This window comes from uncultured Bradyrhizobium sp., assembly GCF_936928535.1.
In the GTDB taxonomy this organism is placed as follows: Bacteria; Pseudomonadota; Alphaproteobacteria; order Rhizobiales; family Xanthobacteraceae; genus Bradyrhizobium.
Window position 1 is genome coordinate 1 of the sequence record NZ_CAKZHY010000096.1, and the last position, 20746, is coordinate 20746.

General features: G+C 64.1%; 19 protein-coding genes. 14 read left to right on the forward strand and 5 right to left on the reverse strand.

What is annotated here, in order from left to right; translation table 11 throughout:
• Positions 1-95: 95 nt before the first annotated feature.
• Positions 96-1166, reverse strand: a complete 1071-nt coding sequence (locus Q0687_RS18630) for a glycosyltransferase family 4 protein (protein WP_298879516.1) — start codon at positions 1164-1166, stop codon at positions 96-98.
• A gap of 278 nt (positions 1167-1444) precedes the next feature.
• On the opposite strand from Q0687_RS18630, the gene Q0687_RS18635 reads away from it, so the two are divergent.
• From Q0687_RS18635 to Q0687_RS18650, 4 genes are read left to right on the forward strand one after another with little or no spacing between them, the layout of a single operon-like run.
• Entirely contained in the window at positions 1445-3208 is a 1764-nt protein-coding gene (locus Q0687_RS18635; protein ID WP_298879518.1) for an ABC transporter ATP-binding protein, read from the forward strand.
• A 59-nt stretch (positions 3209-3267) separates the two neighbouring features.
• Positions 3268-5472 carry an amylo-alpha-1,6-glucosidase gene (locus Q0687_RS18640; RefSeq protein WP_298879520.1) on the forward strand — a complete coding sequence of 735 codons (2205 nt, stop codon included), beginning with the start codon at positions 3268-3270 and terminating at the stop codon, positions 5470-5472.
• A gap of 22 nt (positions 5473-5494) precedes the next feature.
• Positions 5495-6028 carry a PRC-barrel domain-containing protein gene (locus Q0687_RS18645; RefSeq protein WP_298879522.1) on the forward strand — a complete coding sequence of 178 codons (534 nt, stop codon included), beginning with the start codon at positions 5495-5497 and terminating at the stop codon, positions 6026-6028.
• Between the two features lie 23 nt (positions 6029-6051).
• The gene (locus Q0687_RS18650; protein ID WP_298879524.1) at positions 6052-7362 is read left to right on the forward strand and encodes an MFS transporter; all 1311 of its coding nucleotides are present in this window, start codon (positions 6052-6054) and stop codon (positions 7360-7362) included.
• Positions 7363-7404: 42 nt separating this feature from the next.
• On the opposite strand, the gene Q0687_RS18655 is transcribed toward Q0687_RS18650, so the two are convergent.
• From Q0687_RS18655 to fixL, 4 genes are all read right to left on the reverse strand, one after another.
• A complete protein-coding gene (locus Q0687_RS18655; protein WP_298879528.1) occupies positions 7405-8103 on the reverse strand; it encodes a helix-turn-helix domain-containing protein in 699 nt (232 codons plus the stop codon).
• 255 nt (positions 8104-8358) lie between these two features.
• Entirely contained in the window at positions 8359-8781 is a 423-nt protein-coding gene (locus tag Q0687_RS18660; protein WP_298879531.1) for a response regulator, read from the reverse strand.
• 43 nt (positions 8782-8824) lie between these two features.
• Entirely contained in the window at positions 8825-9442 is a 618-nt protein-coding gene (gene fixJ, locus Q0687_RS18665) for a response regulator FixJ (protein WP_298879534.1), read from the reverse strand.
• A gap of 3 nt (positions 9443-9445) precedes the next feature.
• The gene (fixL, locus tag Q0687_RS18670; RefSeq protein WP_298879536.1) at positions 9446-10963 is read right to left on the reverse strand and encodes a sensor protein FixL; all 1518 of its coding nucleotides are present in this window, start codon (positions 10961-10963) and stop codon (positions 9446-9448) included.
• A 198-nt stretch (positions 10964-11161) separates the two neighbouring features.
• Between fixL and Q0687_RS18675 the strand changes: the two genes are divergently transcribed.
• From Q0687_RS18675 to ccoS, 10 genes are all read left to right on the forward strand, one after another.
• On the forward strand, positions 11162-11992 hold the full coding sequence (locus Q0687_RS18675; RefSeq protein WP_298879538.1) for a universal stress protein: 831 nt from the start codon (positions 11162-11164) through the stop codon (positions 11990-11992).
• Between the two features lie 37 nt (positions 11993-12029).
• Positions 12030-12455, forward strand: coding sequence for a CBS domain-containing protein (locus Q0687_RS18680; protein ID WP_298879540.1), 426 nt, complete (start codon positions 12030-12032; stop codon positions 12453-12455).
• A 280-nt stretch (positions 12456-12735) separates the two neighbouring features.
• Complete coding sequence (ccoN, locus tag Q0687_RS18685) at positions 12736-14385, forward strand: cytochrome-c oxidase, cbb3-type subunit I (RefSeq protein WP_298879542.1); 1650 nt, start codon at positions 12736-12738, stop codon at positions 14383-14385.
• Between the two features lie 10 nt (positions 14386-14395).
• Positions 14396-15130 carry a cytochrome-c oxidase, cbb3-type subunit II gene (gene ccoO / locus Q0687_RS18690; protein WP_298879545.1) on the forward strand — a complete coding sequence of 245 codons (735 nt, stop codon included), beginning with the start codon at positions 14396-14398 and terminating at the stop codon, positions 15128-15130.
• A 13-nt stretch (positions 15131-15143) separates the two neighbouring features.
• Entirely contained in the window at positions 15144-15308 is a 165-nt protein-coding gene (locus tag Q0687_RS18695) for a cbb3-type cytochrome c oxidase subunit 3 (protein ID WP_085399669.1), read from the forward strand.
• A 6-nt stretch (positions 15309-15314) separates the two neighbouring features.
• On the forward strand, positions 15315-16190 hold the full coding sequence (ccoP, locus tag Q0687_RS18700; RefSeq protein WP_298879555.1) for a cytochrome-c oxidase, cbb3-type subunit III: 876 nt from the start codon (positions 15315-15317) through the stop codon (positions 16188-16190).
• Between the two features lie 121 nt (positions 16191-16311).
• Complete coding sequence (gene ccoG / locus Q0687_RS18705; RefSeq protein WP_298879557.1) at positions 16312-17778, forward strand: cytochrome c oxidase accessory protein CcoG; 1467 nt, start codon at positions 16312-16314, stop codon at positions 17776-17778.
• Between the two features lie 15 nt (positions 17779-17793).
• The gene (locus Q0687_RS18710) at positions 17794-18279 is read left to right on the forward strand and encodes a FixH family protein (protein ID WP_298879560.1); all 486 of its coding nucleotides are present in this window, start codon (positions 17794-17796) and stop codon (positions 18277-18279) included.
• Positions 18280-18303: 24 nt separating this feature from the next.
• A complete protein-coding gene (locus Q0687_RS18715) occupies positions 18304-20493 on the forward strand; it encodes a cation-translocating P-type ATPase (RefSeq protein WP_298879562.1) in 2190 nt (729 codons plus the stop codon).
• Positions 20493-20663 carry a cbb3-type cytochrome oxidase assembly protein CcoS gene (gene ccoS, locus Q0687_RS18720; RefSeq protein WP_298879564.1) on the forward strand — a complete coding sequence of 57 codons (171 nt, stop codon included), beginning with the start codon at positions 20493-20495 and terminating at the stop codon, positions 20661-20663. Before Q0687_RS18715 ends, ccoS begins: the two co-directional genes overlap by 1 nt.
• Positions 20664-20746: the final 83 nt, after the last annotated feature.

The window sequence follows — 20746 nt, forward strand, 5'->3', positions numbered from 1 at the left end:
CGAATCTTCGCAAGACGATCGCTGCGGCGTATGGGTCCCGGATCGGCGCGCGCTTTAGGCGCGCTCGTCCGGGACGACACCGTTGGTGAGGCTGCTTACTCCGCGCTGCTCACCAGCTTGATCCGCGGTGCCTGGGCCTCGGTCAGGCTGCGGTAGGCGGCGAGATAGTCGAGGGCCATCCGCCGCGCGGTGAAGCGCGTTTCGAACTGCTTGCGGATCGCGGCGCGATCGAGTTGCGCGAGGCGGCTCACGACGCCGGCGGCGCTGATGACGTCCTCGACGACGAAGCCGGTGAGGCCCTCGTCGATGATTTCAGGCACCGAGCCGCGGTTGAAGGCGACCACCGGCGTACCGCAGGCCATGGCTTCGATCATCACGAGGCCGAACGGCTCCGGCCAGTCGATCGGCAGCAACAGGCCAAGCGCGCCGCTCAGGAAGTCCGACTTCTCGTGATCGCTGATCTCGCCGATGAAATCGACCAGCGGATTACCCACGATCATGGGCTTGATCAGCTCGTCATAATAGTCCTGGTCCGCGCGATCGACCTTGGCCGCGATCTTCAGCGGGATGCCGCAATGCATCGCGATCTTGATGGCGCGGTCGACACCCTTCTCGGGCGCGATGCGGCCGAGCACCGCCAGATATTCTTGCTTGGCCGGCTTCGGCGTCAGAAGGTTTTCCGGCAGGCCGTGATGGATCGTCGTCACCCAATTGGCCTGCGGCACCGGCCGCCGCTGCGCGTTCGAGATCGAGATGACGGGCATCTTGGAGAAAGTGTTGAACACAGGCTGATGCTCCGGCAGATCGAGCCGGCCATGCAGCGTGGTCAGGAACGGCGTCGGCTGCCGGTAGAACAGCGACCACGGATAATAGTCGAGATGGAAGTGGAGGAAGTCGAACTCCTCGTCGTCACATTTCTGCCGCACGCGCTCCAGCAGCACCATGTGCAGCGCGTTGGGGTCGCGCACGGAACCGTCCAGGCGAAGCGCCCGGGGCCATAACGCATCCAGCTTCGCCGAGGTCTGGGAGTCGCCGCTGGCGAACAAGGTGACGTCGTGCCCGAGCGCGACCAATTCTTCCGTCAACCAATGCACCACCCGCTCGGTGCCGCCATACAGCTTGGGTGGAACAGCCTCCGTCAACGGAGCTACCTGCGCGATGCGCATCTCACCATCTCCTATGCGATCATGTGAACGTTGAAACCCCCGCCGTGTATCGGCACCGGCATGCCGACAAGGGAACGTTCCCGCAGTTGCGAAGTTCCTCTCAACAAACGTTACTTATTCGACACATCGCGCGCGCGTCTCGATGCTGCCATCTGATCTTCTCAGATCGTCCGCATCCGCATGTCGTGATGACGTTGCCCGGGAACCGAGGCGAACTGGTCGATGTTCACTCGATCAGTCAGAACAATTGAAATCATCACGACGGGGTCGAGTGTCACATGGATCATCTTTCTGGATACGCGCGCAGGCCATTTGCCTTTGTCTTGCGCTATCTACGGCGACGACTGGCGTCGCATCTGGTGATCCTGACCGCCGTGGTCGCAGCGGTTGCCTGCTCCGTAGGCACGCAGTACGGCGTCAAATCTCTCGTCGACGCCTTGTCGGCGGGAACCTCACATGGCGGAAGCGTATGGCTGGCATTCATCCTGCTCATGTCGCTCATCGCCGCCGACAATTTTCTGTGGCGGATCGCGAGCTGGACGGCGAGCTTCACCTTCGTCCGTGTCACGGGCGATTTGCGTCGTGATATATTTCGTCATCTGACCGGACACGCGCCGAGTTACTTCCTGGACCGCATGCCGGGCATGCTGACGAGCCGCATCACGGCCACATCCAACGCGGTGTTCACCGTCGAGAACATGTTCGTCTGGAATGTGTTGCCGCCGTGCATTGCCACAATTGCGGCGATCGGGTTGATTGGAACCGTAAGTCCATACATGGCGGCGGGCCTGATCGTGATCGCAGGCGGCATGGTGGTGGCGATGTTCCGCCTGGCCGCGGCGGGCAAACCGTTGCATGACGACTTCGCCGACAAGGCGGCCGCCGTCGACGGAGAGATGATCGACGTCATCAGCAACATGCCGTTGGTCCGCGCCTTCTGCGGCATTGGCCACGAGCATGAGCGATTTGACGCCACGGTGGGCCGGGAAGTCAACGCGCGCGGACGCAGCCTGCGTTATCTGGAGAAGCTGCGGCTGCTGCATGCGGCCGTGACCGTGATCCTGACGATCGCCCTGATGGCCTGGGCCGTCACGCTTTGGCAGCAGGGCGAGGCGACCACCGGCGACGTCGTGCTGGTCTGTACCCTCGGTATCTCCATCCTGAGCGCGACCCGCGATCTTGCGGTTGCGCTGGTCGATGTCACCCAGCACGTCGCGCGCCTGACCGAGGCGATCGCCACGCTGCTGGTGCCGCACGAGCTGCGCGATCACCCCGAGGCCGAGCCGCTGGTCAAGAGCGGCGCCGCGATCGCGTTCAACAACGTCACCTTTGGCTATCCGGGCGGCGAGAAGATTTTTGAACGCTTCAGCCTGCGGCTCCAGCCCGGTCAGCGCGTCGGCCTGGTCGGGCAGTCCGGCGGCGGCAAGTCTACCCTTTTCACGCTGCTGCAACGCTTCTACGATGTCGACGAGGGCAGTGTGATGGTCGATGGCCAGGACATCTCCATGGTCACGCAGCAGAGCCTGCGCGAGGCGATCTCCGTGGTGCCGCAGGATATCTCGCTGTTTCATCGTTCGATCCGCGAGAATATCCGCTATGGCCGGCCGAACGCGACGGACGACGAGGTGCTGCGCGCGGCGATCGCGGCACGCTGCGATTTCATCGATAGCCTGCCTGACGGTCTCGACACCATGGTCGGCGACCGCGGAGTCAAGATGTCCGGCGGCCAGCGCCAGCGCATCGCGATCGCGCGCGCCTTCGTGAAGGACGCGCCGATCCTGCTGCTCGACGAAGCCACCGCGGCGCTCGATAGCGAATCCGAGGAGGCGATCCGCGAGGCGCTGTCACGCCTGATGCGCGGCCGCACCGTGATCGCGATTGCCCATCGCCTCGCGACGCTACGCAATTTCGACCGCGTGGTCGTGCTCAGGAACGGGAAGATCATCGAGGACGGTGCGCCCGACCGGCTGATGCAGGGGCACGGCCCGTACCGTGAGCTGGTGACGCAGGAAATGAGCCGGCTCGCGAAGTTCGCCGCGTAAACCCAACAGTTGCGTTTGCGTTGGTCGCGTTCGAAACACTGGCAGCAGGGGAGCAGCTCATGGCAGCCGAAGCCGCAACCAAGATCATGTCGGCACCACAGACCATCGAGACCGTCGCGGAGCAGCCGTTCTACATTCCGATGACGGGGCCCGCCGCGCGGCCCCGTCGCTCGCTCAAGCACGACGACACCTTCATCGTGCTGGACAGCCATGGCGATATCGGCGCCTCCGCCGGGGGCCCGGACGGCCTGTTCAACCACGACACGCGCTATCTGGCGCGACTGGAGCTGGTGCTCGACGATCTCCAGCCGCTGCTGCTCGGCTCGAACCTGCGCGACGACAATTCGGGTCTGACGGTCGACCTCACCAACCCCGATATCTATCGCCAGGGCCGCATCGTCCTGCAAAAGGACCTGCTGCACATCGTGCGCACGATCTTTCTGTGGCGCGGTACGGCCTATCAGCGCATCGGGCTGCAGAATCACGGCGAGCAACGTGCCAGCTTCGAGGTGACGCTGCTGTTCGACAATGATTTTGCCGATCTGTTCGAAGTGCGCGGCGAGCGGCGCCCGCGGCGCGGCACCGGCACCAGCAAGTTGCTCGGACCGACCGACGTGCTGTTCGAATATCGCGGTCTCGACGAGGCCGAGCGCACCACCGGCCTGCATTTCGACCCGCGCCCGACCCGGCTCTCGGTGAATGCCGCGACCTGGCAGCTCGAGCTCGATCCGCACGAAGCCAAGTCGCTGTTCGTGGCCGTGTCCTGCAACCGGCCTCTCGCGGAGAAGCCGGCACGCTTCTTCCGGGGCCTGCTGGCGCATCGCCGCGAGATGCGGCAGTCGACGATCGGCGCGGCCAGCATCGAGACCTCCAACAACATCTTCAACGAGGTGCTGTGCCAGGCCATGGCCGACCTCAACATGCTGATGACGGAGACGCCGCAGGGGCGCTATCCCTATGCCGGCATTCCCTGGTATTCGACGACGTTCGGCCGCGATGGCCTGATCACGGCACTCCAGATGCTGTGGGTCGATCCGCGGGTAGCGAAAGGCGTCTTGCGCCGGCTTGCACATTTCCAGGCCAAGACGGTCGACCCGCTTGCCGATGCCGCACCGGGGAAGATTTTGCACGAGATGCGCGGCGGCGAGATGGCGGCGCTGCGCGAGGTGCCGTTCTCGCAATATTACGGCAGCGTGGATTCGACCGCCCTGTTCGTGCTCCTCGCGGGGCGCTATTTCGAGCGCACTGGCGACGAGAAGACGTTGACCGAGCTTTGGCCTGCGATCGAGGCGGGGCTTGCCTGGATCGACGGTCCTGGTGATCCCGATCAGGACGGCTTTGTCGAGTACCAGCGCGCAACCGAAAAGGGGCTCGCGAACCAGGGCTGGAAGGACTCCTACGACGCCATCTTCCATGCCGATGGCAAGCTCGCGGAAGGCAATATCGCGCTCGCCGAAGTCCAGGGCTATGTCTATGTCGCAAAGCAGCTCGCCGCGCGATGCGCGCACAAGCTCGGCAAACCCGATCTCGCGCGGAAGCTCGAGGCGGAGGCCAAGTCGCTCGCTGAACGCTTTGAGGCGGCGTTCTGGTGCGAACAGCTTGGCACCTATGCGGTCGCCCTCGATGGTCAGAAGCGGCGCTGCGAGGTCCGCACCTCGAATGCCGGGCAGGTGCTGTTCAGCGGCATGATCCGTGAAGACCGCGCCCGGCTCGTGGCCGCCGATCTGATGCGCCCGCACTTCTTCTCGGGCTGGGGCATCCGCACCGTCGCCCGCGGCGAAGTTCGCTACAATCCGATGTCCTATCACGATGGGTCGATCTGGCCGCACGACAACGCACTGATTGCGCTCGGGCTCGCCCATTACGGGCTCAAGCACTCGGTCGCGCACGTCTTCAAGGGCTTGTTCGACGCCGCGACCTACATGGATCTGAGGCGGTTGCCGGAATTGTTCTGCGGCTTCCGTCGCGAGAAGCGGCGCGGCCCGACGCTCTATCCCGTTGCCTGCGCGCCGCAGGCCTGGGCCAGCGCAACGCCGTTCACGCTGCTGGAGGCGGCGCTCGGCATCGAGTTCGACGTCGCGCGCCGCGAGATCCGGCTGCGCAATCCGCATCTGCCGGCATTTCTGAACGAGGTCATTCTGCGCGACCTGCACCTGGGCGAATCCAGCGTGGACTTGCGCGTCAGCCGCCACGGCCACGACGTGGCGCTGGAGGTGCTGCGCACGCGCGGCCAGATCCAGGTTTCGATCGTGCTGGCGCGCTAGCGGCGCCGGCGAGGAGGGTGTCATGCGTAACGCTGGATGGTTGTCCCTGTGCTTCGCGGTCGTCACGGGATTGACGATTGCCATATCGCGTGCCGCGGAGGAGCAGCCCGCCTCCGCCAATGCAGCCCCGACCGAGGCGAACGCACCGCCGACGGCGGCGCCGCCGGCTTCGGTCGTGCCCGTCACCCCGAAGGATGCCGCGCCGCCGCCATCGGTGACCATCATCGGCGCCAGCGACGCCCATGGCGTGCTCGGGCGTGACGTGCGCAGTGCGGCGGATGAGGACATGGGGCGAATCGTCGACGTCATCGTCGATCGCGAGGGGCATGTCCGCGCCGCGGTGATCGATTTCGGCGGCTTCCTCGGCGTCGGTAGCCGCAAGATCGTGGTGGATTGGAACGCGCTGCGGTTCGGCAAGATTGCCAACAAGAAGGAAAGCATCACGCTGGAATTGACCAAGGCGCAGGTCGCGGCCGCGCCAGAATACAAGGAGGACACGCCGATGGTCGTTCTCGGTGCGTCCGGCAGTCTTCAACCGCTGCAAGCCATCCAGTGAGGAGGGGGGAGGGCTGACCGCCTGTGCTCTTGTCGAGGAAGCCTGATCATGCAGATCGTCAGGGACGCGTTGAACAGGACAACGTCGCCGCGCCCCTGCTTGCGGTCATTCCGGAGCCGTCGCGACGAAGCCTGCGCGGTCTCGACTGGTTCATCTTCTTCCTCGCCGACGTGCAGACCGGCTTCGGCCCCTTCATCGCGGTCTATCTGACGACCCAGAAATGGACGCAGGTCGAGATCGGCTTCGTGCTGTCGATCGGCGGCATCGTCGCGCTGATCGGCCAGATGCCGGGCGGCGCCATCATCGATGCCGCGAAATCGGAACGACTGGTCGCGGCGCTCGCGATCGCGACCATTGGCTGCTGTGCGCTCGCCTATGCGGCGATGCCGATCTTCCCTGTGGTGGTGACGGCGGCAACGCTGCATGCGGCGGCGAGCTGTGTGTTGGGGCCGGCGATCGCGGCGATCAGCCTTGGCCTGGTCGGCCCGCTCAAGATCGGCGAGCGGCTCGGCCGAAATGCGCGCTTTGCCTCGCTCGGCAACGGCGTCGCCGCTGCTGTGATGGGCACGGCCGGCTATCTTCTCTCGAGCCGTTCGGTGTTCCTTGTCACCTTCCTGCTCGCGATCCCGACGCTGATCGCGCTGTCGCGCATCCGCGAGGAGGAAGTGGATATCGCGCGCTGTCACGGCGAGATGCCGCGCGAAGCGCCCGTTCCAGGCGACACCAACATCTGGCACCTGATCCGGCAACGGCCGCTGATCGTCTTTGCGCTGAGCGTGCTGCTGTTGCAGCTGGCGAATGCCTCGATGATGCCGTTGATGGCGAGCGCAGTGACGGCGCGGTCGAGCCAGTGGGCGACGGTGCTGGTGGCTTTCTGCATTGTCGTCCCCCAGGCGATCGTGGCACTGCTGTCGCCGACCGTCGGCCGCAAGGCTCAAGCGTGGGGACGGCGTCCGCTGCTGCTGATCGGGTTCGGCGCGCTGGCGATTCGTGGTCTTCTGTTTGCCACCGTGCGCGATCCCTATCTGCTGGTCGCGGTGCAGGTCTTCGACGGCATCACCGCGGCGGTGTTCGCGGTGATGATCCCGCTGATCGTTGCCGACGTGGCCTTCGGCAGCGGGCACTTCAATCTCGCCCAGGGCATTGTCGGCACAGCGACCGGCATCGGCGCGTCGCTGAGCACGGCGCTTGGCGGCTATGTCAGCGACAAGTTCGGCAATGCCACCGCCTTCTTTGGGCTCGCGGGCATCGCAGCGGCAGGGCTCTTGCTGGTCCTATTCGTGATGCCGGAGACCCGGCGCACCGGCATTGCGGCAAAAGAAATGGCCGGCTGAACGAGATCAGCCGGCCATAAGTGGGTGGGGAGGACGAAACGATCAGGCGTCGAGATTGTGCAGGCGCTGGCGGTTGCGCAGGACGATTTGACGGGCGCCGGAGAAACCGAGAATGCCCTGGCTGTGCAGCTGCGACAGCGCGCGCGACACGGTCTCGAGCGTGAGGCCGAGATAGTCGCCGATGTCGCGGCGGCACATCGGCAGTGCCATCATTCCGGCAACGGCGAGGCGGCGGTCCATTTCGAGCAGGAAGGTCGCAACCCGCTCCATCGCAGTCTTGCGACCGAGGAGCAGCATGTGGTCTTCGGCGTGGCGCAGCTCGCCGGCCGTCATGGCCCAGAGCTTGCGAGCGACCTGCACGTCGGTGCCAGCGGCCCTTTCGAGGCTGATGCGCTTCACCAGGCGCACATTGGTGTCGATGATGGCTTCGGCGGCGAGGCGGTGGCTGGCGCCGGATTCGAGGCCGAACACATCGCCGGGAAGATGGAAGGTGCCGATCTGGCGGCGGCCGTCCGAGAGGAGCTTGTAGGTGCGGACCGCGCCGGAGACGACCTGATAGACATATTCGGCCGGCTCGTCCTCGCCGTAGATTTCCTCGTCCTTGCGGTAGGAGAACTCGGTGGCGACCAGGCCGACGTGGCCGGTGATCGCGCCGAACTGGTCCGAAACGGGATGAGCAGGGGCAATCCTGCCACCGATTTGGGTGTTGATCGCCGGGGTGTTGATCGTCTGGGTCAGCATCTGCGCCATCTCCGTTGTGATGACGCTTGTCTACGCGGTATCGGGTGCTTCGAAAATTTCGCGAGATATCTTAAGGGGGGCGCCTTACGTAGAATCCCGTAGGTCGCGGAGTTGGTGGCGGAGCAAATCCGGGGCTGCTCACGACTGTCGTGCGGGATTGCGCTACGCCACATCCGGGCCACGGGACAGCTCTCACGGCGGCGAGCCGACGCGAATCTATGGTCCACCCAGCGAGATTTCGCTCTACGGAAGCGCCTAGTTTCCGCGGCTGTTCTTGATGACGCGACGGATGCGTTTGACCAGATTCTCGTCGAGAAGCGGCTTCAAAATCACGTCTTTCACGCCCGCCGCCTTCGCCCGCGCTGAGATGTTCTTGTCGGGATAGCCGGTGATCAGAATCACCGGCGTGTCGCGGTCGGACTGGTGCAAGCGGCCGGCGAGCTCGATGCCGTTGATGTCAGGCATCTTGTAGTCGATCACGTAGCAGTCCGCGCCAGACGGATCGGTCGCGTTGAGCAGCGCGGTGGCGTTCCTGAACGTCCGCACGGCGAAGCCGTCGGACTCCAGAAGGAAACGCAAGGACCCGAGCACCGCGTCATCGTCGTCGACCACGTAGACGGTAGGGCTTGCCGATGACGCCATGGGGAGCCTTGCATGGTGCGAGCCGATTTCGATCATTCGAACTGGCTAGCACAAGCCGAGGCAACCGCCTTGACCTGCCTCAATCCTTCAGCAAGCCGGCGCGCATGGCCAGCCGGACCAGCTCCGAAAGGCTGTTGGCCTGCATCTTGGTCATGACATTGGCCCGGTACACCTCGATGGTGCGCGGGCTGATGTCGTATTCGCGGGCGATCAGCTTGTTGGACAGGCCTGCGACCAGTCCTTCCATGACCTGGCGCTCGCGCGGGCTGAGGGATGCGACGCGGGCGGCAATGTCCTGGGATATGGCTTCGTTCTTGGCGGCCGGTTCGGCCTGCCGGATCGCCGATTCGATCATCGTGATGAGGCGGTCGTCCTCGAAAGGCTTTTCCAGGAAGTCGATGGCGCCGAGCTTCATCGCCTCGACCGCGAGCGGCACGTCGCCGTGGCCGGTCATGATCAGGATCGGGAACGGAGAGTGCTGCGCCTTCATCAGCTTCAGAAGCTCGATCCCATCGATGCCGGGCATGCGCACGTCGGAGAGGACGCAACCGAACGCGAGGCCGGGGAGGGCATCGAGGAAGCGTTGCGCGTCATCGAACAGGGTTACGCTGTAACCCGATGAATCGAGCAGGAAATTCAGCGAATCGCGCATCGCTTCGTCGTCGTCGATAACGTAGACAATTCCGTTGGTCGTCATGGCTCAGCTCTCGTCGGCTGCAGGCAGGGTAAAGCGGAACGTCGCCCCGCCCGATGTGTTGCTCTCGGCCCACATGCGTCCGCCATGAGCCTCAATGATCGAACGACTGATCGACAATCCCACCCCCATCCCGGTTTCCTTGGTGGTGAAGAAGGTCTGAAACAGATTCGGAAGGACGTCGTCCTGGAAGCCGGCGCCGGTGTCGGAAACCTCGATCTCGATCATGTCGTCACCGACGCGGGTGTTGGTGACGACGAGCTCCCGCCGCGGCGATTGCGCCATCGCCTCCAGCGCGTTGCGGAACAGATTGACCAGGACCTGCTGGATCTGGACCCGGTCGGCGAGGACGAGGTCGGCATTCTGATCCAGGCTGAACCGAAGCTGGACGTTCTGTTCGCGCGCACCAGCGAGCCCGAGCGCGCCGGCCTCCTCGATCAGCTTGGAGAGGCTTTCAACCCGCTTTTCGGACTCACCGCGTGCGACGAAATCGCGAAGGCGCCTGATGATCTGGCCTGCACGTACGGCCTGCTCCGAGGCGCGATCCAGCGCGCTTTCGATCTTCGAAAGATTCGGGTCGGCGCTGCCGGCGAGCAGCCGCCGCGATCCTTTCATGTAGTTGCTGATCGCGGCAAGCGGCTGATTCAACTCGTGAGCCAGCGCGGACGCCATCTCGCCCATTGCGCTCAGTCGCGAAACATGGACGAGCTCGGACTGCAATTCCTGGAGCTGCGCCTGGGTCTGCTGATGCTCGGTGAGGTCGCGGACGAAGCCGGTGAAATAGGGCTCGCCGCCCGACTGCATCTCGCCGATCGACAGGTGCATCGGAAAGGTGGTGCCGTCGCGGCGCTTGCCGGTCACGATGCGGCCAATGCCGATGATGTGCGGATCGTGGGTGGAGCGATAGCGGGCGATATAGCTGTCATGGCGGGAACGATCGGGCTCCGGCATCAGGATGCTGACGTTCTGGCCGATCGCCTCCTGCTCGGACCAGCCGAACAGGCGCTCGGCCGCCGTTGAGAACAGCTGCATGATGCCGCGACCGTCGATGACGATCATGGCGTCGGGAATGGTGTGAAGGATGGAGCGGAGGTGGGTCTCACGCGTGCGCAGCGCTTCCTCGACGTGTTTCTCCTCGTCGATATCGAGGAAGATGCCACTGAGATGACGGGCGGCGCCGGCTTCATCGCGGATCAGGCCGGCGCGGGCCCTGATCCATTTCTCCCCGCCGATCGCCCCGGACACTCTGAACGACACATCGAAGCCGCCGCCGTGCTCGGAGACGCGACGGATCGCGCTCTCGACCCGCTCGCGATCCTTCGGCTCGAGACACGATAGGAAGAGCTCGTAGCTCTCCGGCTGGTCTGGTGCGACGCCAAGCAGGGCCCGGGACGTCTCGGACCATTCCCATTCCATCGTCTTGAGGTCGAGATCCCACGTGCCGACGCCGAATCCCTCGATCCGGACGCGAAAATGTTCGCCTCGACGGTCATCTGGGGGATGCGTTACCCGGGTCGGCGACAAGCGATGCTCCTGATCCTGATGCGGTGGCGCCTGACGCCGTTACCGCTGCCGTAATGTCGCCCAAGCCCGGCCCGGAGGCAAGTTCCGTCGCTGGTCGGTGGGGAGCGCGAGCCACGCCGGGGTGCGCTTGATCTATCTCATCTCCGGGAATTCAGGCGGGCGTACATTGTAACAAACACATTGCACTGGAGGCTTCCGATGACATACGCGACGGTGATGGTCAGCTTGGCGCTCGGCCAGCCCAACGATGCGCGCCTTCAGGTCGCCGGCGAGCTTGCCGAACGTTTCGAGTCCGCGATCGTCGGGGTCGCCGCGGCGCAGTTCGCCCCGCCGCTCTATTTCACGGATGGCACCGCAGCTCAGCGGCTCATCGATCAGGAAGAAACCTCCATCAAGCGGCGCCTTGCCGATCTGGAGACGCAATTCCGCGCCGCAACCAAGGCCCGCGGCGGCCGGATCGAATGGCGCAGCGCCATGGACTTTCCCGCACGTTTCGTGCTGGCGCAGGCGCGCTGTGCCGACATCGTCGTCAGCGGCGGACAGAGCCCGGCTTTCTCCGATTCCTTTGCGCTCGCAAGCCCCAAGGATCTGGTGATGCAGACCGGCCGGCCGCTGCTGGTGGTGCCCGACGGGGTCAACTGGCTCGATCTGCGTAGCGTGCTCGTGGCCTGGAAGGACACCCCCGAGGCGCGGCGAGCGGTGGCTGACGCGCTGCCCATGCTGCGCAAGGCGAAGGAGGTCACCATCGCCGAGGTTCCGGAGGCGGACGACGACCGTTCGGTCGTCGCGGCGCGGGTCAGCGACGTCGCGGCCTGGCTCGCCCGCCACGGCGTCACGGCGACCGCGCGCGTCGTGGAGGCGGGGAACGAAACTGCCGCCGCGCAAGTGGAGAGGATCGCGGGCGACGTCGGAGCCGGTCTGATCGTCGCCGGTGCCTATGGCCATTCCCGCTTCCGCGAGCTGATTCTCGGCGGCGTCACGCAATATCTGGTCACGCAATCCGCGCGCTGTGTGCTGCTGTCGCATTGAAGGCGAGGCCGTACAGACAAATCGATGAGGACGTGCCGTGTACAAATTTCTTGAGCAGACCGCCGGCGGCTACATGACGCGCAACGTCAGGACGGTGCAGCGTGACCACAATTTGCTCGCGCTCAGCGAGATGTTCGAGCAGGACGATTTCAATTCCTATCCCGTGGAGGACGACGCACAGGTCGTCGGCATCGTCACCAAGTTCGACATCCTGAAGTGCTTTGCCTTCACGCCGAGCCAGATGTTGCCGCGCTACCATGACCTGATGAGCCGGAAGGTCGGCGACGTCATGACTCCGGAGTTCATCTATGTCAGTCCCGACACGCGGTTGACGCGTGTTCTCCAGATCATGGTCGAGCACCGCATCCGCAGCATCATCGTGCTCGACGGCGCCCAGAAGCTGGTCGGAATCATCGCGCGCGAGGACGTCATCGCGGCGCTGAAGGCGACCGCGACCGACTGAGGCTCGCTCGCAGCCTCCGTCATTGCGAGCGCAGCGAAGCAATCCAAATTGCCGCCTCAGCGAGATCCTGGATTGCTTCGTCGCAAGAGCTCCTCGCAATGACGATGCGGGAACAGCGGGCACCTTCAACTGGCTGCTCCGCAGAAATACGGGAGCAATACTGAAGATTGTCCCCAGATACTCAGCTCCGAGCTCTAAAAACGCATATCTTGATTTCAATCAATTCCCCGCGAGGGTGAATGTGGTTTTTGGCAGCGTGTTCTTTCAGAGAGAATCCGCGATGCCCCAGCTCTCCATCTCCAAATCTATGACGTCAGGTGAAAGCGGACTGGCTGCCCTGTTCGCAGTCACCGCCTTCCTCTGCGTGATCGCTGCGGCCAAGGCGCTCGATGCTCCTTTCGCCTTCCACGCCTCGCTCGGCGCGTTGGCCAGCATCGCCGCGGTGTTCTTCATCATCAACAATTACTACGACCGCCCGGCGGCTTTGCCCGCCCAAGAGATCAACGGCCGGCCCAACTACAACATGGGGCCGATCAAGTTCTCCTCCTTCATGGCGATGTTCTGGGGCATTGCAGGCTTCCTGGTCGGCCTGATCATCGCCTCGCAGCTCGCCTGGCCCGTGCTGAACTTCGACTTGCCCTGGATCCAGTTCGGCCGCCTGCGGCCGCTGCACACCTCCGCGGTGATCTTTGCCTTCGGCGGCAACGTGCTGCTCGCCACCTCCTTCTATGTGGTGCAGAAGAGCTGCCATGTTCGGCTCGCCGGTTATCTCGCGCCCTGGTTCGTTGTCGTCGGCTACAATTTCTTCATCCTGATCGCGGGCACGGGCTATCTGCTCGGCGTGACGCAGTCCAAGGAATATGCCGAGCCGGAATGGTATGCCGATCTCTGGCTGACGATCGTCTGGGTGACCTATCTGCTGGTCTTCCTTGTCACGATCATCAAGCGCAAGGAGCCGCACATCTTCGTCGCGAACTGGTTCTATCTCGCCTTCATCGTGACGATCGCGGTTCTACATCTCGGCAACAACCCCGCGCTGCCGGTCTCGTTCCTGGGCTCGAAATCCTACATCGCCTGGGGCGGCATCCAGGATGCGATGTTCCAGTGGTGGTACGGTCATAACGCGGTCGGCTTCTTCCTCACCGCCGGCTTCCTCGCCATCATGTATTATTTCATCCCGAAGCGCGCGGAGCGGCCGATCTATTCCTACCGGCTCTCGATCATCCATTTCTGGGCGCTGATCTTCCTCTACATCTGGGCCGGCCCGCACCATCTGCACTACACCGCGCTGCCCGACTGGACGCAGACGCTCGGCATGACCTTCTCGATCATGCTGTGGATGCCCTCCTGGGGCGGCATGATCAACGGCCTGATGACGCTGTCGGGTGCCTGGGACAAGCTGCGCACCGATCCCGTGCTGCGTATGCTCGTGGTCTCCGTCGCCTTCTACGGCATGTCGACCTTCGAGGGGCCGATGATGTCGATCAAGGTAGTCAACTCGCTCAGCCACTACACCGACTGGACCATCGGTCACGTGCATTCCGGCGCACTCGGCTGGGTCGGCTTCGTCTCCTTCGGCGCGCTGTACTGCCTGGTGCCGTGGGCCTGGAATCGCAAGGGTCTCTACAGCCTGAAGCTCGTCAACTGGCACTTCTGGATCGCGACCCTCGGCATCGTGCTCTACATCTCGGCGATGTGGGTGTCCGGCATCCTCCAGGGCCTGATGTGGCGCGCCTACACCTCGCTCGGCTTCCTCGAATATTCCTTCATCGAGACCGTCGAGGCGATGCATCCCTTCTACGTCATTCGTGCTGCCGGCGGCGCCCTGTTCCTGATCGGCGCGCTGATCATGGCCTACAATCTCTGGATGACCGTCCGCGTCGGCGAACAGGAAGTCCAGATGCCCGTCGCTCTTCAGCCGGCGGAATGAGGAGCTTCCCATGTCGTTCTGGACACGCCACCAAGTCTTCGAAAAGAACTCGATCATCCTGGTCGTCGGCATCCTGCTCGTGGTTGCGATCGGCGGTCTCGTCGAGATCACACCGCTGTTCTATCTCAAGAGCACGATCGAGGTGGTCGACGGTGTCAGGCCCTACACGCCGCTCGAGCTCGCGGGGCGCAACATCTATGTCCGCGAAGGCTGTTATCTCTGCCATTCGCAGATGATCCGGCCCTTGCGCGACGAGGTCGAGCGCTACGGCCACTTCTCGCTCGCCGCCGAGAGCATGTTCGACCACCCGTTCCAGTGGGGCTCGAAGCGCACCGGTCCTGATCTTGCCCGCGTCGGTGCCAAATATTCCGACGACTGGCACGTCACCCATCTGACCAATCCGCGCGCGATCGTGCCGCAATCGGTGATGCCGGGTTATCCCTTCCTCGCCTCGACGGAGGTCGATCCGGAGACCATCGCCGATCATATGCGCACGCTGCGGACCGTCGGCGTTCCCTATACCGACGACCAAATCGCCAACGCGGCCGCCGACATGAAGGCCCAGGCCGACCCGGACAATGCCGGCGCGGATGCTTTCACCAAGCGCTATGCCAAGGCCGTCGTGCGCAACTTCGACGGCAAATCCGGAACGCCGACAGAGATGGACGCGCTGATCGCCTACTTGCAGATGCTCGGCACGCTGGTCGACTTCAAGCTCTACAACGAGAAAGCCAATCTTCGCTGAGAAGGCATCACCGATGAAAGCCATCCTGACACTCGACAATCTCGCCTCCAGTCTCGTGACCACGATCTGGACGCCGGTCTTCGTCGCGATCTTTCTCGCGATCATCACCTACGCATTCTGGCCCCGCAACAAGGCCGCCTTCGATGAGGCAGCCCGTCTGCCGTTGCGGGAGGAGTAAGAAACCATGACCGATCATCAAGGTGAATTCGATTCCGTCACCGGCAGGTCCACCACCGGACATGAGTGGGATGGCATCAAGGAGCTCAACACGCCGCTGCCGCGCTGGTGGGTGATTACATTCTATCTCACCATCGTCTGGGCAATCGGCTACTGGATCATCTATCCGGCCTGGCCGCTGATCTCCAGCAACACGCGCGGTGTGCTCGGCTACTCCTCGCGCGCCGACGTCGCGGTCGAGCTCGCCAACCTCGACAAGATCAGGGGCGACAAGATGGTGGCGCTGGGTGCGGCCTCGCTGGCAGACATCGAGAAGGATCCGGCGTTGCTGGCGCTCGCGCGTGCCAAGGGTAAGACCGTGTTCGGCGACAATTGCGCGCCGTGCCACGGCTCCGGTGCGGCCGGCGCCAAGGGCTTTCCGAACCTGAACGACGACGACTGGCTGTGGGGCGGCACGCTCGACCAGATCATGCAGACCATCCAGTTCGGCGCACGCTCGGGTCATGCCAAGACCCATGAGGGCCAGATGCTCGCCTTCGGCAAGGACGGCGTGCTGAAGGGCGACGAGATCGTCATGGTGGCCAACTATGTCCGCTCGCTGTCGGGCCTTCCGACCCGGACGGGTTACGATGCTGCCAAAGGCGAGAAGATCTTTGCCGACAATTGCGTCGCCTGCCATGGCGACGGCGGCAAGGGTAATCAGGAGCTCGGTGCGCCGAACTTGACCGACAAGATCTGGCTCTACGGCTCGGACGAGGCGACCCTGATCGAAACCATCACGAATGGTCGCGGCGGCGTCATGCCGGCCTGGGAAGGGCGGCTCGATCCCGCCACTATCAAGGCGATGGCCGTCTACGTCCACTCGCTGGGTGGCGGAAAATAGCCTGAAACATCACGATCGGCGGCAGGCGGGGGCGAATTAAATCGCCCCCGTTTGCGCTGGATCAACTGACCCAGCGACGTCGGGTCTAGGTTTAATCGCACCTCCTGAGGCGACTTGAGCGATGAACAAGACCGTGAACCCGAAAGACCTCACATCGGATGACGACGTTGGGCCGCTCTACGCAGCCCGCAAGAAGGTCTATCCGCAGAGCGTCTCCGGCACCTTCCGCCGGATCAAATGGGGCCTGATGGCCTTTTGTCTCGGCGTCTACTACTTCCTTCCCTTCGTGCGCTGGAACAGAGGCCTGAGTGCGCCCAGCCAGGCAGTGCTGATCGATCTGCCCAATAGCCGCTTCTACTTCTTCTTCATCGAGCTCTGGCCCCAGGAGGTCTATTACTTCACCGGCCTCTTGATCGTCGCCGCGGTCGCGCTGTTCCTGATGAATTCGGTCGGCGGCCGCATCTGGTGCGGCTATCTCTGCCCGCAGACGGTCTGGACCGACCTGTTCTATGCGGTGGAACGCTTCTTCGAAGGCGATCGCCGCGAGCGGATGCGGAAGGACAAATCGGCCGGCGCGCTGACGCCCAAGCGTCTCTCCGAGATCGTGCTCAAACATGCGACCTGGCTGATGATCGCCTGGTGGACCGGCGGCGCCTGGGTGCTCTATTTCAACGATGCCCCGGCGCTGGTGAAGGAGCTCCTGACCTTTCAGGCGCCGATGATCGCCTACACGTGGATCGGCATCCTGACCGCAACGACCTACGTGCTCGCCGGCTACATGCGCGAGCAGGTCTGCACCTATATGTGCCCGTGGCCGCGCATCCAGGCCGCACTCACCGACGAATGGGCGCTCAATGTCACCTATCGCTACGACCGTGGCGAGAAACGCACATCCGTGAAGAAGGCCGCCGAGCTGCGCGCGCTCGGCGAGCATGTCGGCGACTGCGTCGACTGCTATCAATGCGTCGCGGTCTGCCCGACCGGCATCGACATCCGCAACGGGCCGCAGCTCGAATGCATCCAGTGCGGGCTCTGCATCGACGCCTGCGACAACGTCATGACCAAGATCGGCCGGCCGAAGCGGCTGATCGGCTATGACAACGACATCAACATCCACCGCCGCCAGGAAGGCAAGGCGCCGATCTATCGCGTCGTCCGTCCGCGCACCATGGCCTACAGCGCGATCATCGCGGCCGTCGGCGGCATCATGATCTACGTGCTGGCGACCCGCACTCTGCTCGACATCAACGTGCTCCACGACCGCAACCCGGTTGCGGTTAGGCTCAGCGACGGGTCGATACGCAATGCTTACACCGCGCGGCTCCTGAACAAGAGCGGACATGACCGCGTGATCGCGATCGATGTCGACGGCCCGGTCAATTCGACGATCCATGTCGTCGGTGTCGATTCCGTGACGCCGGATCGCCCGATGATCGTGATCCCCCGCGACACCACCAGCGAGCTGCGCCTGCTCGTCACGGCGCCGGCCGAGGGCAATCCGGAGAAGTCGATTCCGGTTCGCTTCCGCGTCACAGATATCGGACTCGGCGAGGCTGCATCCACCACAGACAATTTCGTCGCGCCGTAGGACCTGGAGACTGCCATGGCAACCAAGCCGCTGACCGGAACAAAGGTCTTCCTGATGCTCGTCGCCTTCTTCGGCGTCGTGATCGGTGTCAACGTCACCATGATGAAGCTCGCGATCGCGACGCTGCCCGGCACCGACGTCGACAGCCCCTATGCCGCGGGCCTCGCCTATGACCGCGAGATCTCGGCGGCGCAGGACCAGGCCGCGCGCAAATGGCAGGTCAACGCCCATATCGAGCGGCGCGCCGACGGCAATGCCGTGCTTCAGGTCGAGGCGCGTGACGCAGCAGGCCAACCGGTGACCGGATTGAAATTCGGCGGCCGCCTGGAACGGCCGACCGACAAGCGCGCGGATCTCGCGGTCGAGCTCGCGGAATCGGGCATTGGCATCTATCGCGGCAATGCCGCTTCCGTCGCGCCGGGCCTGTGGGATCTTGTCATCGAGGGCGATGCGAAGGGTGAGCGCGTGTTCCTGTCGCGCAACCGCGTGATCCTGAATTGAAGGTCTTGCGATGAAGGTCTTGCCATGCAGGTGACACGCGATTTCTCCCACTACGTCCGCGCCGCGGGCGCGGGCCACCAGCACATCGACCTCGCGGTCGAGGGCGTTCACTGTGCCGGCTGCATGGCCAAGATCGAGCGTGGCCTATCCGCGATTCCCGATGTCACGCTGGCGCGGGTGAACCTTACCGACCGGCGCGTCGCGCTGGAATGGAAAGAGGGCACGCTCGATCCCGCCCGCTTCATCGACCGGCTCGAGGAGCTCGGCTACAAGGCCTATCCTTACGAGACCGAGAGCGCGGAAGCGACCGAAGTCGCGGAATCGCGTTTCCTGCTGCGCTGTCTCGGCGTTGCTGCCTTTGCCGCCATGAACGTGATGATGCTGTCGATCCCGGTGTGGTCGGGCAACGTCTCGGACATGCTGCCCGAGCAGCGCGATTTCTTCCACTGGCTGTCGGCGCTGATCGCGCTTCCGGCCGCGGCCTATGCGGGCCAACCGTTCTTCCGCTCCGCCTGGCGGGCGCTGTCGAACAAGACGACCAACATGGATGTCCCGATCTCGATCGGCGTGTGCCTTGCGCTCGGCATGTCCGTGGTCGAGACCGTGAATCACGCCGAGCATGCCTATTTCGACGCGGCGATCATGCTGCTGACGTTCCTGCTGGTCGGTCGCTTCCTCGACCAGAACATGCGGCGGCGGACCCGCGCGGTCGCAGGCAATCTCGCGGCACTGAAGGCGGAGACCGCGGCGAAATTCGTCGGGCCCGATGAGATAACCCAGGTGCCGGTCGCCGCGATCCACCCCGGCGACATCGTGCTGCTGCGGCCCGGCGAGCGCTGCGCCGTCGATGGCACCGTGATCGAGGGACGCTCCGAAATCGATCAGAGCCTGATCACCGGCGAGACGCTCTATGTCACGGCCGAGCACGGCACGCCTGTCTATGCCGGCTCCATGAACATCTCCGGCACGCTGCGGGTGCGGGTGTCGGCCGCCTCGGAAGCAACGCTGCTTGCCGAGATCGCCCGCCTGCTCGACAACGCGCTTGCCGCCCGATCGCGCTATATGAGGCTCGCCGATCGCGCCTCGCGCCTCTATGCGCCGGTGGTGCATGCGACGGCGCTGATCACGGTTCTGGGCTGGGTCATCGCGGGCGCGAGCTGGCATGATGCCATTGTGACAGGCGTCGCGGTGCTGATCATCACCTGTCCCTGCGCCCTCGGGCTTGCAATTCCGACCGTGCAGACGGTGACCTCGGGCGCGATGTTCAAGTCCGGCGTGCTGCTGAACTCCGGCGATGCCATCGAGCGTCTTGCCGAGGCGGATCATGTCATCTTCGACAAGACCGGCACGCTGACGCTGCCCGATCTCGATGTGACCAATGCGGCCGACATTCCCACCAACATGTTTGAACTTGCCGGCCGCCTCGCGCTGTCGAGCCATCATCCGGTCGCGGCCGCGGTCGCACAGGCCGCTGTTGCAAAGTCGCCGATCGTGGGCGCGGTCGAGGAAGCCGGGCAGGGCGTCCGTGCGGTGGTGGACGGTGTCGAGATCCGCCTTGGTCGCCCCTCCTTCTGCGGCGCCGAGGCGCTGGTCGTCGGCGCCGATCTCGATCCGGAAGCGTCAATCGTGGCCTTCAGCAAGGATGCCGAAAAGTTCATCCTCTCGGTGCGGCAGGGCCTGCGGCCGGATGCGCAGGCCGTGATCGCTGCGCTGAAGGATCGTGGCATCGGCGTCGAGATCCTCTCCGGCGACCGGGCGCCTGCCGTGATTGCGGCGGCCCAGGCGCTTGGCATCGCCGAATGGCGTGCCGGCGTGACTCCGGCCGACAAGATCGCGCGGATCGAGGAGCTGAAGCGGCGCGGCGCCAAGGTGCTGATGGTCGGCGACGGCATGAACGATGCGCCCTCGCTGGCGGCAGCCCATGTCTCGATGTCGCCGATCTCGGCGGCTCATCTAAGCCAGGCCACCGCCGATCTCGTCTTCCTCGGCCGGCCGCTGGCCCCTGTCGTTGCGGCGATCGATTCCGCGCGCAAGGCGCTGCGTCTGATGCGGCAGAATCTGTGGCTTGCGATCGGCTATAATGTGCTGGCCGTGCCGGTCGCGATCAGCGGCGTGGTGACGCCCTTGATTGCCGCAGCCGCCATGAGCGGATCCTCGATGCTTGTCATGCTGAACTCGCTGCGGGCCCGCAGCGCTTCGCGGGAGATCGTGTGATGGAAATCCTGGTCTTCCTGGTGCCGTTGGCGCTGATGCTTGGTGGGGCTGGCCTGGTCGCCTTCCTGTGGTCGCTGAAAAGCGGCCAATACGACGATCTTGACGGTGCCGCCTGGCGCGCGATTGCGGATGACGACCCGCCGCCGCAAGAAGCGCCAGCAAAGCGTTAACGCATCCCTGGTTCCGCAAGCCTTCTGCACTCCCTCCCGGACGATGGTTGCTGGACGGCCGATGGCCGTCGGGCGTAACAATG